This window comes from Citrobacter meridianamericanus (assembly GCF_041320245.1).
GTDB lineage: Bacteria > Pseudomonadota > Gammaproteobacteria > Enterobacterales > Enterobacteriaceae > Citrobacter > Citrobacter meridianamericanus.
In genome coordinates this window covers 1,036,550-1,055,232 of sequence record NZ_CP101036.1, presented here as the reverse complement: position 1 = coordinate 1,055,232, position 18,683 = coordinate 1,036,550, and the positions used below count along the sequence as shown (strand labels likewise).

The window sequence follows — 18,683 nt, the reverse complement described above, 5'->3', positions numbered from 1 at the left end:
ACAATCCTTAAAACCTGACATTTAAATCGAAAGCGAGGGAGATATTCCGCTCACGTTTACCGTCGTAGGGGCGTTTATCCCAAATCAGCATCACCCCGCCATCTACGACGTTGTTCCATTTGAGTCGTTGTCCGTATCCCACCTGAACAATAGCGCCTGCGTCCTGGCCTTGCTGCCAATAGCCGCCCACGCCAGCCAGGCCTTGCTGCGTCCACACTGTGTCATAGTGGCGGTAAAGAACCTGCTCAGCGCTCAGACCGGGTACCACGGAAAAATCACTCTTCGGGTTGTAATACGGCACATTTTCTTTGGTGTTGGTGCTCCCGCCGATGCCCGGAGTAAAGTCCAGCGTGAAGCGCGGCGTCGTCCAGATGCGCTCTTTTCCGCTGAGTCCGTATTCGATACGATCGTTACCGTCCGAGAAATGTGAGGCGGCAAACGACAGTTGATATTCACGTCGTTCGTTTTGATACCAGCGGACAAACATATCTCCGCCGTTGGCATACACGCCGCTACGCAGCGCACGCAGTGGCGTATTACGCGATAAGCGCTCGGCCGAACCGCCTACGCGCCAGTTGTCATTGAAGTCATGCCAGCCGGAAAGACGGCCACCAATCTTCTGACCATCGCCATAATTTCGGCCAGACACTTCCATTTCCGCCCAGTAATCACGGGAAGTCCATTCTGCGCCAGCCGCCAGATCGCGGCTGATTCCCTTCCCTTCTTCAAATTCACCGGTAGCAAAGTTGAATCCGGTAAACAGTCGCCAGTTGTCGTTAATTGGCGGGCTGTAAATAGCCGTATTGATGTTGAAATCATTCTTACCGCTGACTGGGCTATCGGACGAAATCCCCTGCGTGCCGCTAATGCGCACTTCCGACATTTTGTGAACATCACGAATACGCGCGAGGCGCAGAGTCGCTTCATCATCCGGGCTACGGGCGATAACGTCATCCGTTAGTTCATCGGCCTGCTTCCACTCCTGGAGATCCAATGCCACGTAAGCCTGTTGACGCTCCAGCTCAAGGTTGCTTGGCTCGATCACTTCCGCCAGCTTCAGCTCTTTCTCTGCCGCATGCGGCAAGCCACGTGCTTCAAGAACAGAGGCATAGGATATGCGCAGCCCCTGGTTACCAGAGCCGGTTCGCGCCAGATGCTCTGAGAGCTTTTCTGCCTCTGGTAGTTCATTAGCAGCGATATGGTATTGCGTCAGCAGCGACTGCCCGAGCAGCCAGTTATCGTTCGGCTGCGGCGTTGGCGAACCATAGATGCGTCGCAGGTACGGACTCTCTTTGATTAAGTTTTCGACCTGTTTTTTAGCAGCATCAAAGTTTTCGTTATCAATATGGGCGTAGAACAGATCCTGCTGATCCTCAGGACCGAGCGGCGTCACAGGAATCGGTCCATTGGGGTAGTAGATGCTCATCAGCATCGCTTCGGTTTTTTCCGGCTGGCGTTCACTTAACCATGCCGATGCTACCCAGCGTTTAGCATAGTTTGGCACTTCGCCGCTCGCAGACAGTGATTCGTATTCCTTAATCACTTCAGAAGTTCGTTTACGTACCAGAAGGGCGCCCATGCGGTCAATTCTCGCCCGACGAACATCATTCTGTGCGGACGGTTCATCCTTCCAGGCCGTCAGCAACTGGTCATAACGGGCCAGCGCTTTGTCCGCCACGATGAATCGTTCTTCTTCATTACGTGCGGAGGTATAGGAAGAACGCACCATTTCGGCGGCCGCATCGAGCTCAAGGCGACGCTTTACAGGATCCGCCGTGGGTACGACTTCCGCCATATTTAAAGCGGGTCCGGAAACGCGGTTTGCTGACAGCGCAGACAGCAGCGTAGCTTGCGCATTTTTGTTGCCCGGCTCAACGTCATCCGCCTGGCTGGCAACCAACAGCGCGTCCCAATTTTTCCCCTGAGAGTGATATACATAGGCAAGTAGCGCGTCGGAATCAGCCCCCGGATGCGCCTGCGCCCATTTGTTCGCTTCAGTAAGCGCTTGCTGATTGTAGCGAGCATCCGCTAACGTCATTATCCAGCCGGTACGTACATCAACGTTGTCAGGCTCTTCCTGTAAAACGCTATTCCACACCGCTAACGAATCATTCCAGTTCTTCAGATTACGATACGCGCGCGCGGCAGCAACTTTCCCTCGTGCAGGCACATCCATCTGCGCACGATACTGCAGCCAGATTTCAATGGTGGTTTTATCGTTGTTATCAACCCAACCGGAAACCTGCAGCCAGTCGGCAACCTGATTTGGCGTTAGCGCGCTTTTCTTTCCCTGATCCTCAAGATAATGCAATAACGGTGCACTATTACCTCCCCGAGCTTTAATAACCAAATCGTCATAATCAGATACCGCTGCGGAGATTTGCATCGGGAAAAGTACGCTTGCCGTAAATAAACAGCTAACAGACTTTAAACGTTTAATAAAATTGGCATGTCGACGCATACTTAACATATCTGCCCTTATATCTTACATCATAGTAAAAATAAGCGTTTTCAATAAGTTACGGTCATTCACTGACAGTTGTCGACCATGTAAGATGCACTGCCGCTTATTTCGTAATAGGGTTATGAAGCAATTAATTCTTTCGTCTTATTGACTATCCACACCCCATCCTCTAATCCTAGGAAAGGAGGTATAAACCCAGGGATTTTATCATTCAGTGCCTGTTGTTTCTACGCAACAAGAATACTCTTGGGCAAAAAAAGTATTTTAGGTCAAATTATCCTAATCCACCTGGTATTGAATACTGGATTTAGATTAAGTTTGCGAAACGAAGCCTTGTGACGATGATAACTATTGCTGGTTAGCATAGCTACACTGCGCAACTGTTTGCACGGTAACTATTATGTGCGGATAGAGAAAATTCTGATAATAATGACTCCGATAACAGTAAAGACAACAATGTAGACAATATAACTTAATTTTAAGTAGCAGACATAGTCAATGAAATGAAAATACAGGTACAGTCACTTGCAGGACTAAGTACAGTAAAAATGCAATGAAATCAAATAACTTCTTAACTCATGATTGAAACCTACCATAATTAGTATTTTGATATCCGGCAGAATACGCGCGCGAAGAGTTGTACATGGTTTTGCTCGTTATTGTATTTACCAACCTTGCGTATTATTGACAGCATCAACCGCAATCGATTTTTATTCCCTACAATCTATAAGACTATTTACATTGAAAAAGCAAATAGAAGCATAATTTTTTGCACTTACCCTCTCCTCCTGACTTTCAGGTAATCTGGATAAAGATGCCAATGGGAGCTGGTCAATGAAAATCGTTAACGCAGAAGAAAAGCATATCCCCGCCATACGCGATATTTACGCCCATCATGTTATTCACGGTACAGGCAGCTTTGAAACAGACCCACCGGATTTGCGCGAAATGCAGGCACGCCTGGAAAAAATCCGCAGCCAGGGATTGCCGTGGGTGGTCGTGCTACAAGAAGAAAAGGTCATCGGGTATTGCTATCTCACCCGCTACCGTGAGCGTTATGCCTACCGCTATACCCTCGAAGATTCGATTTACATTGACCCGACAGCACAGCGCCAGGGGGCAGGAAAAGCGTTGCTAAGCCATGTCATTGACTGGGCCGAAACGCAGGGTTACCGGCAGTTGATTGCCATCGTCGGTGATAGCAATAATCAGGGTTCGCTGAAGGTCCATCAGCAGGCTGGGTTCACGGAAATCGGCACGCTGAAGAACATTGGCTTCAAACATGGACGCTGGCTCGACACGGTTTTACTTCAACGCAGCCTGGGTGAAGGTATCCACCAGCCTGGCGGATAGCGAGCCTGACGGAAGAATGATAGTAGTTGATTATTCTGGTGATACTACGCCGGGAATCAGCTTGCTTAAAGCCGTTCCAGGTGTATCTGGTTGGCTATACCTTTTTATAACAAATATTGAGATTAAAAGAGTCTGCCATAATGGCAGACTCTTTTAATTTAAAATTAGAGATTTGCAACGTTATGATATACTTTTTGGACATCATCGTCATCTTCAAGGGCATCAACAAGTCCTGCAAAGATTTCTAAATCTTCTGGTGAAAGCTCAATTTCTGATTGAGCAATCATTTCTAATTCTGTTGTAGAGAATTCGGTAATGCCAGCTGCTTTTAGTGCTGCAATTCCTTTGTGAAGATCTGTAGACTCAGTATAAATAACGATATTTCCTTCTTCTTCGGTTACATCGCGCACTTCAACTTCAGCTTCAAGCAAAATTTCAAAAATACGGTCAGGGTCTGTTCCTTCAAAAACAATCACGCCAGTATTGTCGAACATATAGCTGACAGAACCTGTCGCGCCGATATTCCCACCTTTTTTATTGAAAATGTTGCGAACATTAGCAATGGTACGGTTAACATTGGAAGTCAGCGTTTCAGCAATAATCATTGAGCCATTGGGTCCAAAGCCTTCATAACGCCCTTGCACAAACGTTTCATCGCTGCCGCCTTTAGCTTTATCAATGGCTTTATCAATTACGTGCTTTGGAACCTGGGCTTGTTTCGCACGTTCAATAACGAATTTTAAAGCTGAGTTTGATTCTGGGTCTGGTTCACCTTGTTTAGCAGCAGCATAGATTTCTACACCGAATTTTGCATATACGTTAGACGTTGCACCGTCTTTAGCGGTTTTTTTTGCAACAATGTTGGCCCATTTACGTCCCACTGGAATAATCCCCTCGAAAATTTATTTACATTACTGACAAGTTATTAACCTGTATGTTTTCCCGCCATATTATACCATGGTGTTGAAATCTTCGTCCATGAGAAATAAAAACATTAAAAACTTACGAGATGTTACTTTAATTTTAACAATAGTAATTGTTGTTGGAAGGTTGATGATCAAAGTGCTAAATACGGATAAAAATCATAATAGACTTTTACGCAAGTTTTCTCTAAAAATATAATTTACTACTATTAAGGTATAGAACGTTGAAAAACAAAATAAATGCTATCCAGACCATTCAAATCATCTGAACATCACCAGAATATAATTTCTATCATAGTAGAAATTTGCTCTGATTTACGCTTAAAACCAGAGCATTTATTATCCTATTGCTATCGCACTCGTTTACCTGCTTCATCAACGACTTTCTCGCCATCTTCCTTAGCGAAAGCCCCTTTCTGGGCTTCTGGAAGGATATCCAGAACAACTTCAGAAGGACGGCACAGTTTCGTTCCCAGCGGTGTCACCACGATGGGACGGTTAATCAGGATCGGATGCTGCAGCATAAAGTCAATTAACTGGTCGTCAGTGAAGTTATCTTCGGCAAGACCAAGTTGTTCATAAGGCTCAACATTTTTACGCAGCAGTGCCCGTACCGAGATCGCCATATCTGCAATAAGTTTGACCAGCTCATCGCGCGATGGTGGAGTCTCAAGGTAATAAATAACGGTTGGTTCAGTACCGCTATTGCGGATCATCTCCAATGTATTACGCGACGTACCGCAGGCCGGGTTGTGATAAATGGTGATGTTGTTCATTTCAGGATCTCATTACAAAGTGAAAGAGAGACGTATCGCCAGCGCGGCCAGCGTTACAAACAGCACAGGTAGAGTCATGATGATCCCGGTGCGGAAATAGTATCCCCAGGTGATGGTCATGTTCTTCTGTGAAAGTACATGTAGCCAGAGCAGCGTTGCCAGGCTACCAATAGGTGTAATTTTCGGGCCCAGATCGCAGCCAATCACGTTGGCGTAGACCATCGCCTCTTTGATAACACCGGTTGCGGTGCTGCCATCAATAGAGAGCGCACCAACCAGCACGGTAGGCATGTTGTTCATGATGGAAGACAGGAAAGCCGTCAGGAAGCCAGTACCCAACGTCGCAGCCCAGAGACCTTTATCCGCCAGTACGTTCAGTACAGAAGAGAGGTATTCCGTTAGCCCGGCGTTGCGCAGGCCATAGACCACCAGATACATCCCCAGCGAGAAGATAACAATCTGCCAGGGCGCACCACGTAACACTTTACCGGTGTCAATGGCATGGCCTCGCTTCGCCACCGCAAACAGGATCACAGCCCCAACCGCCGCAATCGCGCTAACGGGAATACCCAGCGGCTCGAGGACGAAAAAGCCAACCAGAAGAAGGATCAACACTATCCAGCCGGTTCTGAAGGTTGCCAGATCTTTAATCGCTTTTGCCGGTGCTTTCAGGAGTGCCAGGTCGTAAGTCGGTGGAATATCCTTGCGGAAGAAAAGATGCAGCATAACCAGTGTGGCAACAATGGCTGCAATATCCACCGGCACCATTACCGACGCATATTCGGTGAATCCCAGACCAAAGAAATCCGCCGAGACGATATTCACCAGGTTCGACACGATAAGCGGCAGGCTGGCCGTATCGGCAATAAACCCGGCAGCCATGACGAATGCCAGTGTCGTGCCTTTACTGAATCCTAATGCCAGCAGCATGGCAATAACGATGGGTGTCAGTATTAATGCCGCGCCATCGTTAGCAAACAGTGCCGCCACCGCTGCACCAAGCAGAACGATATACGTAAAGAGCAAACGTCCACGACCATTACCCCAACGAGAAACGTGCAGCGCAGCCCATTCGAAAAAGCCGGATTCATCGAGCAGCAGGCTGATAATAATCACAGCTATAAACGTTGCCGTCGCGTTCCAGACGATATTCCAAACCACCGGGATATCGCCTAAATGGACAACGCCAGAAATCAACGCCAGTACCGCCCCCAGCGTAGCGCTCCAGCCGATCCCTAATCCCTTCGGCTGCCAGATAACCAAAACAATGGTCAGGACAAAAATAGCGCCTGCCAGTAACATAAAACCTCCTGACAGGGCGACGTTGCCGCCCTGCATTAACCAAAAATAATTAACGCATCAACTCTCTGAGCTTTTCAATACCAGCGGGCTCTGACGCCAGCACAGGAACAAGCGCTATACGGTCAGCGTGCTGATTCTTGACAGCCTCAATCTGAGGCTGTTCCTGCCGGGCGCGCTGGCAAAGCAACGGAGAAAGCGTATCCGCAATGGAAAGACTGTTATTGATAATCCAGCCCCACGGATGAATCCCCGCTCTTTCAAGGTCAGCCTGCAGGTTTGCCGCCTCCAGCACTGGTGTGGTTTCAGGGAGCGTAACCAGCAGAACTTTGGTTCTATCCGGATCCTGAAGCTGCATCATTGGGGTAGTAAAATGTCCTTTATTCCCCATTTTTTTGGCAATCTCTCGGTGGTAAGCCCCGGTCGCATCCAGCAACAAAAGCGTGTGTCCCGTAGGGGCGGTATCCATAACAACAAACCGCTTACTCGCTTCACGAATCACGCGGGAAAAGGCCTGAAACACGGCAATTTCTTCAGTACAGGGAGAGCGTAAATCTTCTTCGAGCAGCCGTTTCCCTGCTTCGTCCAGATCTTTTCCCTTCGTCTCAAGGACATGTTGGCGATAGCGTTCGGTTTCATCATGTGGATTGATTCTACTGACCTGAAGATTTTTGAGGCTACCGTTCAGCGTTGTACTCAGGTGCGCAGCAGGATCAGAGGTCGTGAGATGCACGTCAAACCCCATGTCTGCCAGCCTGACGGCGATAGCCGCAGCCATCGTGGTTTTCCCTACACCACCTTTGCCCATCAGCATAATCAGGCCGTGTTCACTGCGAGCGATATCATCGACCAGGCCAGAGAGCGATAGGTTTTCAGACGTGTACTGGACGTTCGTTGAAGGATACGGTAATACCTCAGAACGGGTATCCAGCAGTCCCTTCAATGCAGCCACTCCAACCATATTGACTGCCTGGAGCAATAGGGTATCTGTCGGTAGCCCGGATAAACCGGCAGGAAGATTTGCCAGTGCTTCCTGCTCCCGTTGCCATATCGCAGCGGCCAGGGCGTCATGTTCAGCTTCTGCTTTGGGCAGCACACCATTAATTACCAGGTACTGGTTTTTCAGGCCAATCGCAGCCAGTTCTTCATGGGTGCGGGCGACTTCCTGCAGCGTAGATTTTTGCAGTCGTGCAACCAGAACCAGGCGGGTACGTTCAGGATCGGATAACGCCTCTACCGCATGAGCATACTGCTCTCGCTGCTTTTCCAACCCGGCCATTGGGCCAAGGCAGGAAGCTCCGTCCGGGTTACTTTCGATGAAGCTGCTCCAGGCTCCGGGAAGCTGGAGCAGACGAATCGTGTGGCCCGTCGGCGCGGTATCAAAAATGATGTGATCGAAGCGGGTCAGCAGGGAAGCGTCTGTCAATAAGCCAGTGAACTCATCGAACGCCGCAATCTCAGTGGTACAGGCCCCCGAAAGCTGCTCGCTGATGCTGTTAACAACGTCATCAGGCAGAAGACCTTTGATAGGATCAACGATTCTGGCACGGTATTGCTGGGCGGCTTCCTGCGGATCAATCTCCAGTGCGGAAAGTCCAGGAACTGCTGTCACAGGGCGAATGGTGTTACCGATAGCCAGGTCGAATACCTGGCCGACATTGGAGGCCGGATCGGTACTGACCAGCAAAACCCGCTTACCCTGTTCGGCAAGGCGGACAGCCGTCGCGCAGGAAATGGACGTTTTTCCTACGCCTCCCTTGCCGGTAAAGAACAGGTAAGGCGGGATGTTCTGTATGAATTTCATATGTCCCCCTGACATATTCAGCAACAGGAAGTATTACCACCACAACAGCTGGTGGGAGCTAACCCTACCTTCTCCAGCGGAATACCGAACCAGCGAGCCAGCTCAGCGCGTTTTGGGTATCGCCCAGCCATCACCGTTTCACCGTCTAACAGCAGTAACGGAAGCCCTTCTGCCCCAGATGCTTCGAGGAATGCTTTCGCTTTCTCATTCTGAACAAAGCTCATGGGCTGCTGCGCCAGGTTGTAACGTTCAACCTGTACGCCACGTCCTTTCAGCCACTGCACATCGGCAGAGAAATCAACCAGAACCTGATCGACATCTGAGCCACATACGCCGGTACTGCAGCACATTGCCGGGTCAAACACCGTTAACGTTTTCATTCTGAATACCTCACATTTGAAAAATCATATATGTTCAGGCAAATTTTTTAGATGCAAACAGCCTTACCGCTACCAGAGCAGTTTGCCGATGCCAGCTTACGGGCGATGGCCTGTACGTCGTCCTGTTGGCTTAACCAGGCTTGCTCAATCACCTGAGCGGCCCAGGAAGGAATATGCGGAGATAAGCGGTAGTGAACCCACTTGCCCTGTTTGCGATCCAGCAATAGACCACTTTCCCGTAGCATTGCCAGGTGGCGGGAAATCTTGGGCTGTGACTGATCCAGCGCCGTGCAGAGATCGCACACGCACAGCTCTCCCATCTCCCTGAGCAATAATACGATGCCCAGCCGGGTTTCATCAGACAGATTCTTGAAAAGTTGTAAGGAAGTAAACGACATTATTCCCCCTGCTCGTTTGCGGATCAGAATACGCCAGTGGGGAACAAAATCAATATCACATGCGTAAAAACACATATGTAGTGAAATAAAAAAGGTTGCTATTGATTTCTGAATACAGGAGAAATGATAGAACTTTAGAACAGCTGAAATTGGAGCGGGCGAAGGGAATCGAACCCTCGTATAGAGCTTGGGAAGCTCTCGTTCTACCATTGAACTACGCCCGCTTTGAAGTGCGTAAGGGATTATAAACCTTACGCTCTTCCTGGCAAGGGGCTGACCGTCTGACTGGCGATTAATTCACCGTTAGCATTTTGGTTTACTGCCCTGCGGCGGTAAATAACGCAGCGGATCGATCGCTGTTGCCCGATAGCGGATCTGGAAATGCAGCCGCACTGTCGTCGCATCCGAGCTGCCCATTGTCGCTATCTTTTGCCCGGCCTTCACGTTTTGGCCGTTGTTCACCAGCATGGTGTCATTATGTGCATACGCAGTGATGTAGTCCTCACTGTGCTTAATCATAATGAGATTACCGTATCCCCGCAGTTGATTCCCGACATAAACTACCTTCCCGGCTCCTGCTGCATAAATCGGCGTACCGCGCGCAGCAGAGATATCAATACCTTTATTACCGCCGTCCGCAGTTGAATAAGGCAGAATCACTTTACCGCTGGCAGGCCACAACCAGCAGCGTTGCCCCACTGGCGGCCAGGATGACTGCGGCACAGATGAAGACGGTCTGACCGCCGCCGTTTTGGTCGAGGATTTCTTGGTTGTTTTGCCAGAGCTTGAACTGGTTTTCGCACCGCCGCTGACCTTCAGCTTTTGCCCCACTTCAATCGTATAGGGCGGTGGAATGTTATTCAGGCGGGCGATCTCTTTCACGCTGGTACCGGTGGCGCGCGAAATACGGTATAGCGTATCTCCCCGCTTCACGGTATATAGGGAGCCGGAATAACTTCCTGTATCAGACGACTTGCTACCGGAACAGCCTACTAACAGCAGACCTACACACAGCAGCATCACGATACTTAAGCTATTTTTCTTCAGGCGTCCTGCACTCAAAACAATACCTCGCAACATTTCCAGACGCTTTATCATAGCAGCCAGAAACCGGATGCCAAATCATATCGCGCAACGAAGCGTCAGCCCTTGCATTTCACACCCTCAGTTAATCAATATGCCTTAATTAAGCATATAATATGGGTGCTTAAGATTGAGGGTGGACGCAATGCGACAGGAACATGTCATTTTATTGAACGAGCAGGACCAACCCTGTGGAACGCTGGAAAAGTATACGGCGCATACCGCCGCAACCCTCCTGCACTCCGCTTTCTCATGCTGGATATTTAACGAGCAAGGTCAACTGCTGGTCACCCGCCGGTCGCTGCACAAAAAAGCCTGGCCAGGCGTCTGGACCAATTCGGTTTGCGGACACCCACAGCTGGGTGAAACTACCGAAGCGGCTATTGTCCGCCGCGCTCGCTTCGAGCTGGGTGCCGATATTAGCGATCTTACACCCGTCTATCCTGATTTCCGTTATTGCGCGACGGATCCGAGTGGAATAGTGGAAAATGAAGTCTGCCCGGTTTACACCGCGCACATCGTCAGTCAGTTACAGCCGAACGCGGATGAAGTGATGGATTACCAATGGAGCAATCTTGAGGATGTTTTAAGCGGGATTGACGCGACGCCATGGGCCTTTAGCCCGTGGATGGTAATGCAGGTTGCAAATAATAAGGCGCGAGAATTGCTGCGCAAGTTTGCCAACGGGAATTGATTGCCGGATGGCGCTACGCTTACCTGGCCTACGTAACGGATCGTAGGCCGGATAATGCATCAGCCGCCATTCGGCATTTCACATCTTACTTAACCGGACGCATCGCCGGGAACAGGATCACATCGCGAATGGTGTGGCTGTTGGTGAACAGCATAACCATACGGTCGATACCAATACCCAGGCCCGCAGTCGGCGGCAGACCGTGTTCCAGAGCGGTAACGTAGTCTTCGTCGTAGAACATCGCTTCGTCATCACCCGCATCTTTAGCGTTAACCTGATCCTGGAAACGCTGCGCTTGATCTTCTGCATCGTTCAGCTCGCTGAAGCCGTTACCGATTTCACGTCCGCCGATAAAGAATTCGAAGCGATCGGTGATTTCCGGATTTTCGTCATTACGACGCGCCAGTGGAGAAACTTCTGCCGGGTACTCGGTAATGAAGGTCGGCTGAATCAGGTGCACTTCCGCAACTTCTTCAAAAATCTCGGTCACGATACGGCCCAGACCCCAGCTCTTCTCAACTTTGATGCCGATAGATTCAGCAATCGCTTTTGCAGAATCGAAGTTATCCAGATCGGCCATATTGGTTTCCGGACGGTATTTCTGAATCGCTTCGCGCATGGTCAGTTTTTCGAACGGCTTACCGAAGTCGAAGACTTCTTCGCCGTAAGGCACTTCCGTCGTACCCAGAACGTTCTGCGCCAACGTACGGAACAGAGATTCGGTGAGTTCGATGAGATCTTTGTAGTCCGCATAAGCCATGTAGAGTTCCATCATGGTGAACTCAGGGTTATGGCGAACAGAGATGCCTTCGTTACGGAAGTTACGGTTAATTTCGAATACGCGTTCGAAGCCACCAACCACCAGACGCTTGAGGTACAGTTCCGGCGCGATACGCAGGTACATGTCCAGATCCAGCGCGTTATGATGGGTGATAAACGGACGCGCCGCCGCACCGCCAGGGATTACCTGCATCATTGGGGTTTCGACTTCCATAAAGCCGCGACCAACCATGAACTGACGGATGCCAGCCATAATCTGTGAACGCACTTTAAAGGTATTGCGGGATTCATCGTTAGAGATGAGATCCAGGTAGCGTTGACGATAGCGCGCTTCCTGATCCTGCAGACCGTGGAATTTGTCCGGCAGCGGGCGCAACGCTTTGGTCAGCAGACGCAGCTCGGTGCAGTGGATAGACAGCTCACCGGTCTTGGTCTTGAACAACTTACCTTTCGCGCCGAGGATATCGCCCAGATCCCATTTTTTGAACTGCTCGTTGTAAACGCCTTCCGGCAGATCGTCGCGAGCAACGTACAGCTGAATGCGGCCGCCAACGTCCTGCAACGTAACGAATGATGCTTTACCCATAATACGACGGGTCATCATACGACCAGCAACGGAGACCTCAATATTCAGCGCTTCCAGCTCTTCATTTTCTTTCGCATCGAAGTCAGCATGCAGTTGGTCTGAGGTATGATCGCGACGGAAGTCGTTCGGGAACGGGATCCCCTGCTCACGCAGGCTCGCCAGCTTCTCACGGCGCGTTTTCAGTTCATTGTTAAGGTCGGCTACCGCGTCAGCGCCCTGTACGTGTTGTTCAGACATGTTGGTTCCTCATAACCCTGCTTTCAAACTTGCTTCGATAAATTGATCCAGGCTGCCATCCAGCACCGCCTGCGTGTTGCGGGTTTCAACCCCGGTACGCAGATCTTTGATGCGGGAGTCATCAAGGACATAAGAACGAATCTGGCTACCCCAGCCGATATCTGACTTGGTGTCTTCCATCGCCTGTTTCTCGGCATTCTTCTTCTGCATTTCCAGTTCATAAAGCTTCGCTTTCATCTGCTTCATGGCCTGGTCTTTGTTCTTGTGCTGGGAACGGTCGTTCTGACACTGCGTCACAATCCCGGTCGGGATGTGGGTAATACGCACCGCAGATTCTGTACGGTTAACGTGCTGACCGCCCGCACCAGAGGCGCGATAAACGTCGATACGCAGATCCGCCGGGTTGATATCGATATCAATATCATCGTCAACTTCCGGGTAGACAAACGCCGAACTGAACGACGTATGGCGACGGCCACCTGAATCGAACGGGCTTTTACGTACCAGACGGTGTACGCCGGTTTCAGTACGCAGCCAACCGTAAGCATACTCGCCAGCAATTCTGATGGTCACGGATTTAATACCCGCGACTTCACCTTCAGACTCTTCAATAATTTCGGTCTTAAAGCCGCGCGCTTCAGCCCAACGCAGATACATACGCATCAGCATGCTTGCCCAGTCCTGCGCTTCCGTACCGCCGGATCCAGCCTGGATATCGAGATAGCAATCTGCGCTGTCATATTCACCGGAGAACATACGACGGAATTCCAGCTGGGCCAGCTTATCTTCCAGGGTATCAAGTTCTGCTACGGCTTCGTTAAAGGTTTCTTCGTCATCGGCTTCTACAGCCAGCTCCAGCAGGCCGGAGACATCTTCCAGGCCCTGGCTCATCTGATCGAGCGTATCAACGATGGCCTCAAGGGAGGAACGCTCTTTACCCAGCGCCTGGGCACGTTCGGGTTCGTTCCACACGTCCGGCTGTTCCAGCTCGGCGTTTACTTCTTCCAGACGCTCTTTCTTGGCATCATAGTCAAAGATACCCCCTAAGAACGTCAGAGCGCTCCGTGAGGTCCTGAATGCGGTTATTTACCGGATTAATTTCAAACATTGTCTGATTTCTTTTATTGGACTAGTCAAAATGCGGTTATAAGAGCGGGATTGTAACTAATCCACGCCCTTTTTTATAGCGATTAGTGACGCTAAAGTGGCCAGATATTGTCGATTATAATCTGCAAGCTGCGGTTGCCACGAAACTCGTTAATATCCAGTTTGTAGGCAAGCTGAACTTCGCGAACACCGTTGTCGGGCCAGCAGGTGGTATCAACATTAAATGCAATACCGTCCAGCAGTGGGCCGCCGCCAACAGGCTCAACCATTACCTTCAGATGACGCTCACCGACCAGGCGTTGCTGAAGCAGCCGGAAATGCCCGTCAAACAGCGGTTCTGGGAACATTTGCCCCCACGGTCCGGCATCACGCAGCATTTGCGCGACCTCCATGGTCATCTCCGCTGCGCTCAGAGCACCATCTGATACCACTTCACCCTGTAGTAAGGCGGGATCCAGCCACTCGGTTACCAGTTCGCCGAAACGCTGCTGGAAACGCTCAAACTGCGCCTCCTCCAGCGACAAACCTGCTGCCATAGCGTGGCCGCCAAACTTGAGGATCATGCCAGGATAAAGGGTGTCCAGGCGCTCCAGCGCATCGCGCATGTGTAGCCCCTGAATCGAGCGTCCGGAGCCTTTGAGCGTACCGTCGCCGGCAGGCGCAAACGCAATCACCGGACGGTGGAAGCGCTCCTTAATGCGTGATGCCAGAATCCCCACCACGCCCTGATGCCACTCAGGGTGGTACATTGCCAGACCGCCCGGTAGCGTATCACTACTGCGTTCCAACTTTTCACACAGAGTCAGCGCTTCCGTCTGCATCCCCTGCTCGATCTCTTTGCGTGTTTGGTTGAGCGCGTCCAGCTCATTGGCCAGCACGCGCGCTTCACCAATGTTGTCGCACAGTAGCAGCGCCACACCAACGGACATATCGTCCAGACGCCCCGCCGCATTCAGCCGTGGCCCGAGGGCAAAACCTAAATCGCTGGCAGCCAGTTTGAGTGGGTCGCGATTGGAAATCTCCAACAGCGCTTTAATACCCGGACGGCACTTTCCGGCACGAATACGGCTTAAGCCCTGCCACGTCAGAATGCGATTATTGGCATCCAACGGAACCACGTCGGCCACCGTGCCAAGCGCAACCAGATCGAGCAAATCCGCCAGATTCGGCGGTGCAATGCCGCGTTCATCAAACCAGCCTTTGTCACGCAAAAAGGTGCGCAGCGCCAGCATCAGGTAGAAGGCAACACCAACGCCCGCCAGCGATTTCGACGGGAATTCACAGTCGGGCAGGTTAGGGTTGATAATAGCCTCTGCGCCCGGCAGCGTGTCTCCGGGCAGATGGTGATCGGTCACCACGACCGGGATCTTCAACGTTCTGGCATGTTCAACGCCCGCGTGGGACGAAATGCCATTGTCGACAGTAACAATCAGCTGAGCGCCCCGTGCATGGGCCTGATCCACCACTTCCGGGCTTAAACCATAGCCGTCTTCAAAACGATTCGGCACCAGATAGTCAACGTTGCTGCAGCCCAACGCACGCATCGCCAGGATGCTCAGCGCCGTGCTGGTCGCGCCATCGGCGTCAAAATCGCCGACCACGATGATTCGGGTTCCTTCGCGAAAGGCGTTATAGAGGATCTCAACTGCTTTTTCGACGCCATTTAAATGCTGCCACGGCAACATGCCTTTCACGCTACGCTCAAGCTCCTGCGTGCTGCGCACGCCCCGACTGGCGTACAAACGACGTAGCAGTGGCGGCAGGTCGGCAGGTAGCTCGGCGGTCTCGTCGGCTTTACGCCGACGAAGTTGTATCTGTTGTTTCACGCGAATTATTTACCGCTGGTTTGTTTGGCATGTGCGTCAAGGAATTCTTTCATCTCTTTCGGCCCCTGATAGCCAGGCACTACATAGCCATTGCTCAATACAATCGCCGGCGTACCGCTGACGCCAAACTGTACGCCCAGTGCGTAGTGGTTAGCGATGTCCACATCACAGGTCGCTGGTTTCACGCCCTTGCCTGCCATTGCATCGTCAAAGGCTTTGTTTTTATCCTTCGCACACCAGATAGACTTCATGTCCTGCTCTGCCTGGCTTTCCAGTCCCTGACGAGGGAAGGCCAGATAGCGTACGGTGATCCCTAACGCATTGTAGTCTTTCATCTCTTCATGCAGCTTGTGGCAGTAGCCACAGGTGATGTCGGTGAAAACGGTAATGACATGTTTTTCCTGCGGCGCTTTGTAGACGATCATCTCGTTTTCCAGCGCGTTCAAATGCTTCATCAGCAGTTGGTTAGTGACGTTTACCGGGCTTGCGCCGCTCACGTCGTACATTGGTCCCTGAATAATATGTTTACCGTCTTCGGTAACGTATAGTACGCCGCTATTGGTCAGTACGGTTTTCATGCCCGCAACCGGAGCTGACTGAATCTCGGTACTCTGAACGCCCAGCTTCGCTAATGACTGGCGAATCGCCGCATCGTCAGCATGTACCATGCCAGAAAAAGCCGTTGCCAGCAGAGTGAACATCATAAAACGTTTTTTCATAACCTATCCTTTCTTGTCAGCACTCACGCTCGCGGGTGATGCTGTTGATGTAGTTGCCGCAAGCGCTCCGTTGCGACATGAGTATAAATCTGCGTTGTCGAGAGGTCGCTATGCCCCAGCAGCATCTGCACCACGCGCAGGTCAGCGCCATGATTGAGCAGATGCGTGGCAAACGCGTGGCGCAGGACATGCGGTGACAGCTTTTCGCTATCGATTCCAGCCAACACAGCATAGTGTTTAATACGATGCCAGAAGGTTTGACGAGTCATCTGTTGCGCGCGCTGGCTGGGAAACAGCACATCAATCGATACGCCATTGAGTAACCATGGACGCCCATGCTCCAGGTACGTTTCCAGCCAGTACACCGCCTCTTCACCTAACGGGACAAGACGCTCTTTATTTCCTTTGCCGATTACCCGAACCACGCCCTGACGCAGGCTGACATCGCTCATCGTCAGCCCCACCAGTTCTGACACGCGCAGGCCCGTGGCATACAATACTTCCAGCATGGCTTTGTCGCGAAGTTCCAGCGGTTGCTCGATAAGCGGTGCCTGCAGCAGTCGTTCTACCTGCGCTTCGCTGAGATCTTTGGGCAGACGCTGTGGAAGCTTAGGTGATGCCAGCGCAGCGCTGGGGTCATCTTCGCGAAATTTCTCACGGTAAAGATGCTGAAAAAAGCGCCGTGTCGCACTGAGCAAGCGTGCAGAACTGGTGGCCTTATATCCCCCATCCATCCGCTCAGCCAGCAATGCTTGCAGGTCATCACTCTGCGCGGTCGCCAGCGAAGCACCGCGGTGATGTAACCATTCGACAAGCATGGTCAGATCGCGACGATACGCACTTAACGTATTTTCCGCCAGATTTCGTTCCAGCCACAGTGCATCAAGAAACTGCTCGATGCGCGCCAGATCCTGTTCCACTCGCACCCCTTATTCCACTCTCATTTTTGATGCATTATGCCTCATTGTGCCGAGAATGCGGCGATTCTGTTACACTACCCGCAACGCTACAGCAGAATTGAGATGTTTACGTCATGAACATGGGTCTTTTTTACGGTTCAAGCACCTGCTACACCGAAATGGCAGCAGAAAAAATCCGCGATATCCTGGGTCCCGAACTGGTGACACTGCACAACCTCAAAGATGATTCCCCGAGCTTAATGGAGCAGTATGACGTGCTCATTTTGGGCATCCCGACCTGGGATTTCGGTGAAATTCAGGAGGATTGGGAAGCAGTCTGGGCGCAACTGGACGACCTCAACCTGGAAGGCAAAATTGTTGCGCTTTACGGTATGGGCGATCAGTTGGGATACGGCGAATGGTTCCTGGATGCACTGGGTATGCTGCACGATAAACTGGTTACAAAAGGCGTTAAATTTGTGGGTTACTGGCCAACTGAAGGCTATGAATTCACCAGCGATAAACCCGTCATTGCCGATGGACAGCTGTTTGTTGGTCTGGCGCTGGATGAAACGAACCAGTACGACCTCAGCGATGAACGCATTCAGGCCTGGTGCGAGCAAATTCTTGGTGAAATGGCCGAGCACTGGTCCTGAGTTGCTGCCGACTGACGGTTAAGGTCGCAACCTTACCGTCAGTGCTACATCTGCTTCGCCTGTTGCAGTATTAACCGCCGTAAATCCCGCCATTCTGCGTCATCCATACTGTCTGCCGCCAGCCATAGATGCTGACGTTTTCCGGTATCGGAACGCAAACGCAGCATCATGCCTGTTTTTACCATCCAGGGGGCGCTAACGATAGACCACTCTTGCCCCTGCCAGCGCAGACGACCGTTCATCAACAGCCGAATCTCGCCCTGACAGGCGTTAATTCGGCGCTGGCTTCGTACGCTATCGAACACCACCAAAGACAGCAAAACCAGCCATAATGGGGTGTAACTCAATGGCCAGGGCATCAATAAAATAAATACCGCGACCAGCCCATGAATGAGCAGTGAAAGCCATTGCGCGCGCCATGAAACGCGTAAATCAGATTGCCACTGGACCACGTTCCCGATTCCGTGTCTGGATAAGTCGCACCATCTGCTCCAGCTGAGCATCAGCTGGTTTCCCATGATTCATCAACCAGTTAAACAAATCTGGATCATCACATTCTAGCAGACGAATAAAGATACGTTTTTCTTCGTCACTTAAGCTGTCGTATTCATGTTCGAAAAACGGCATGATCGAGATGTCCAGCTCGCGCATACCACGGCGGCATGCCCAATGAATACGTGCTTTGTTGTTAATATCCAT

At 51.0% G+C, this 18,683-nt stretch carries 18 protein-coding genes and 1 tRNA gene; 3 read left to right on the top strand and 16 right to left on the bottom strand.

The window, feature by feature from the left end; translation table 11 throughout:
- Positions 1 to 7 precede the first annotated feature (7 nt).
- Positions 8 to 2,470, bottom strand: coding sequence for a poly-beta-1,6 N-acetyl-D-glucosamine export porin PgaA (pgaA, locus tag NMD08_RS05110; RefSeq protein ID WP_370619674.1), 2,463 nt, complete (start codon positions 2,468 to 2,470; stop codon positions 8 to 10).
- An 828-nt stretch (positions 2,471 to 3,298) separates the two neighbouring features.
- Between pgaA and NMD08_RS05105 the strand changes: the two genes are divergently transcribed.
- Positions 3,299 to 3,817, top strand: a complete 519-nt coding sequence (locus NMD08_RS05105; RefSeq protein ID WP_286538396.1) for a GNAT family N-acetyltransferase — start codon at positions 3,299 to 3,301, stop codon at positions 3,815 to 3,817.
- A gap of 164 nt (positions 3,818 to 3,981) precedes the next feature.
- Here NMD08_RS05105 and NMD08_RS05100 read toward each other — a convergent pair whose 3' ends face one another.
- The 8 genes from NMD08_RS05100 to actS all read right to left on the bottom strand — a co-directional run bounded on the left by NMD08_RS05100 (position 3,982) and on the right by actS (position 10,459).
- Complete coding sequence (locus tag NMD08_RS05100) at positions 3,982 to 4,698, bottom strand: YebC/PmpR family DNA-binding transcriptional regulator (RefSeq protein ID WP_151224296.1); 717 nt, start codon at positions 4,696 to 4,698, stop codon at positions 3,982 to 3,984.
- Between the two features lie 392 nt (positions 4,699 to 5,090).
- Entirely contained in the window at positions 5,091 to 5,516 is a 426-nt protein-coding gene (arsC, locus tag NMD08_RS05095; protein WP_151224297.1) for a glutaredoxin-dependent arsenate reductase, read from the bottom strand.
- A gap of 12 nt (positions 5,517 to 5,528) precedes the next feature.
- Complete coding sequence (gene arsB / locus NMD08_RS05090) at positions 5,529 to 6,818, bottom strand: arsenite efflux transporter membrane subunit ArsB (RefSeq protein ID WP_370619671.1); 1,290 nt, start codon at positions 6,816 to 6,818, stop codon at positions 5,529 to 5,531.
- A gap of 49 nt (positions 6,819 to 6,867) precedes the next feature.
- On the bottom strand, positions 6,868 to 8,619 hold the full coding sequence (gene arsA, locus NMD08_RS05085) for an arsenite efflux transporter ATPase subunit ArsA (RefSeq protein ID WP_151218313.1): 1,752 nt from the start codon (positions 8,617 to 8,619) through the stop codon (positions 6,868 to 6,870).
- Between the two features lie 17 nt (positions 8,620 to 8,636).
- A complete protein-coding gene (gene arsD / locus NMD08_RS05080; RefSeq protein WP_000855179.1) occupies positions 8,637 to 8,999 on the bottom strand; it encodes an arsenite efflux transporter metallochaperone ArsD in 363 nt (120 codons plus the stop codon).
- Between the two features lie 47 nt (positions 9,000 to 9,046).
- Positions 9,047 to 9,397 carry an As(III)-sensing metalloregulatory transcriptional repressor ArsR gene (gene arsR, locus NMD08_RS05075; RefSeq protein ID WP_151218314.1) on the bottom strand — a complete coding sequence of 117 codons (351 nt, stop codon included), beginning with the start codon at positions 9,395 to 9,397 and terminating at the stop codon, positions 9,047 to 9,049.
- A gap of 150 nt (positions 9,398 to 9,547) precedes the next feature.
- Positions 9,548 to 9,621, bottom strand: a tRNA-Gly gene (locus tag NMD08_RS05070).
- Between the two features lie 79 nt (positions 9,622 to 9,700).
- Positions 9,701 to 10,459 (bottom strand): amidase activator ActS, encoded by a 759-nt coding sequence (gene actS / locus NMD08_RS05065; RefSeq protein WP_187253165.1) that lies wholly within the window; start codon positions 10,457 to 10,459, stop codon positions 9,701 to 9,703.
- Between the two features lie 166 nt (positions 10,460 to 10,625).
- On the opposite strand from actS, the gene idi reads away from it, so the two are divergent.
- Positions 10,626 to 11,174, top strand: coding sequence for an isopentenyl-diphosphate Delta-isomerase (gene idi / locus NMD08_RS05060; protein WP_151224302.1), 549 nt, complete (start codon positions 10,626 to 10,628; stop codon positions 11,172 to 11,174).
- Between the two features lie 85 nt (positions 11,175 to 11,259).
- Here the strand turns inward: idi and lysS are convergent, their stop codons facing one another.
- The 5 genes from lysS to xerD all read right to left on the bottom strand — a co-directional run bounded on the left by lysS (position 11,260) and on the right by xerD (position 17,349).
- Positions 11,260 to 12,777, bottom strand: a complete 1,518-nt coding sequence (lysS, locus tag NMD08_RS05055) for a lysine--tRNA ligase (RefSeq protein ID WP_370619669.1) — start codon at positions 12,775 to 12,777, stop codon at positions 11,260 to 11,262.
- Between the two features lie 9 nt (positions 12,778 to 12,786).
- A protein-coding gene (gene prfB / locus NMD08_RS05050; protein ID WP_096878465.1) for a peptide chain release factor 2 occupies positions 12,787 to 13,885 on the bottom strand; the annotation gives its coding sequence in 2 pieces (ribosomal slippage) (positions 12,787 to 13,809 and positions 13,811 to 13,885; 1,098 coding nt in all).
- A 91-nt stretch (positions 13,886 to 13,976) separates the two neighbouring features.
- On the bottom strand, positions 13,977 to 15,710 hold the full coding sequence (gene recJ, locus NMD08_RS05045) for a single-stranded-DNA-specific exonuclease RecJ (RefSeq protein ID WP_187258963.1): 1,734 nt from the start codon (positions 15,708 to 15,710) through the stop codon (positions 13,977 to 13,979).
- A gap of 5 nt (positions 15,711 to 15,715) precedes the next feature.
- A complete protein-coding gene (dsbC, locus tag NMD08_RS05040; RefSeq protein WP_210905343.1) occupies positions 15,716 to 16,429 on the bottom strand; it encodes a bifunctional protein-disulfide isomerase/oxidoreductase DsbC in 714 nt (237 codons plus the stop codon).
- Positions 16,430 to 16,452: 23 nt separating this feature from the next.
- Positions 16,453 to 17,349, bottom strand: coding sequence for a site-specific tyrosine recombinase XerD (gene xerD, locus NMD08_RS05035; protein ID WP_187253168.1), 897 nt, complete (start codon positions 17,347 to 17,349; stop codon positions 16,453 to 16,455).
- 113 nt (positions 17,350 to 17,462) lie between these two features.
- Between xerD and fldB the strand changes: the two genes are divergently transcribed.
- A complete protein-coding gene (fldB, locus tag NMD08_RS05030) occupies positions 17,463 to 17,984 on the top strand; it encodes a flavodoxin FldB (protein WP_151218318.1) in 522 nt (173 codons plus the stop codon).
- A 44-nt stretch (positions 17,985 to 18,028) separates the two neighbouring features.
- Here fldB and NMD08_RS05025 read toward each other — a convergent pair whose 3' ends face one another.
- Positions 18,029 to 18,436 carry a protein YgfX gene (locus NMD08_RS05025; protein ID WP_151218319.1) on the bottom strand — a complete coding sequence of 136 codons (408 nt, stop codon included), beginning with the start codon at positions 18,434 to 18,436 and terminating at the stop codon, positions 18,029 to 18,031.
- Positions 18,417 to 18,683, bottom strand: coding sequence for an FAD assembly factor SdhE (gene sdhE, locus NMD08_RS05020; RefSeq protein ID WP_016154349.1), 267 nt, complete (start codon positions 18,681 to 18,683; stop codon positions 18,417 to 18,419). The genes NMD08_RS05025 and sdhE overlap by 20 nt, the downstream gene beginning before the upstream one ends.

Bases quoted from the DNA above. Each gene is read 5' to 3' on its own strand.
- pgaA (WP_370619674.1), bottom strand. From the start codon at position 2,470: ATGTTAAGTATGCGTCGACATGCCAATTTTATTAAACGTTTAAAGTCT.
- NMD08_RS05105 (WP_286538396.1), top strand. From the start codon at position 3,299: ATGAAAATCGTTAACGCAGAAGAAAAGCATATCCCCGCCATACGCGAT.
- arsC (WP_151224297.1), bottom strand. From the start codon at position 5,516: ATGAACAACATCACCATTTATCACAACCCGGCCTGCGGTACGTCGCGT.
- arsB (WP_370619671.1), bottom strand. From the start codon at position 6,818: ATGTTACTGGCAGGCGCTATTTTTGTCCTGACCATTGTTTTGGTTATC.
- arsA (WP_151218313.1), bottom strand. From the start codon at position 8,619: ATGAAATTCATACAGAACATCCCGCCTTACCTGTTCTTTACCGGCAAG.
- arsD (WP_000855179.1), bottom strand. From the start codon at position 8,999: ATGAAAACGTTAACGGTGTTTGACCCGGCAATGTGCTGCAGTACCGGC.
- arsR (WP_151218314.1), bottom strand. From the start codon at position 9,397: ATGTCGTTTACTTCCTTACAACTTTTCAAGAATCTGTCTGATGAAACC.
- idi (WP_151224302.1), top strand. From the start codon at position 10,626: ATGCGACAGGAACATGTCATTTTATTGAACGAGCAGGACCAACCCTGT.
- lysS (WP_370619669.1), bottom strand. From the start codon at position 12,777: ATGTCTGAACAACACGTACAGGGCGCTGACGCGGTAGCCGACCTTAAC.
- dsbC (WP_210905343.1), bottom strand. From the start codon at position 16,429: ATGAAAAAACGTTTTATGATGTTCACTCTGCTGGCAACGGCTTTTTCT.
- fldB (WP_151218318.1), top strand. From the start codon at position 17,463: ATGAACATGGGTCTTTTTTACGGTTCAAGCACCTGCTACACCGAAATG.
- sdhE (WP_016154349.1), bottom strand. From the start codon at position 18,683: ATGGATATTAACAACAAAGCACGTATTCATTGGGCATGCCGCCGTGGT.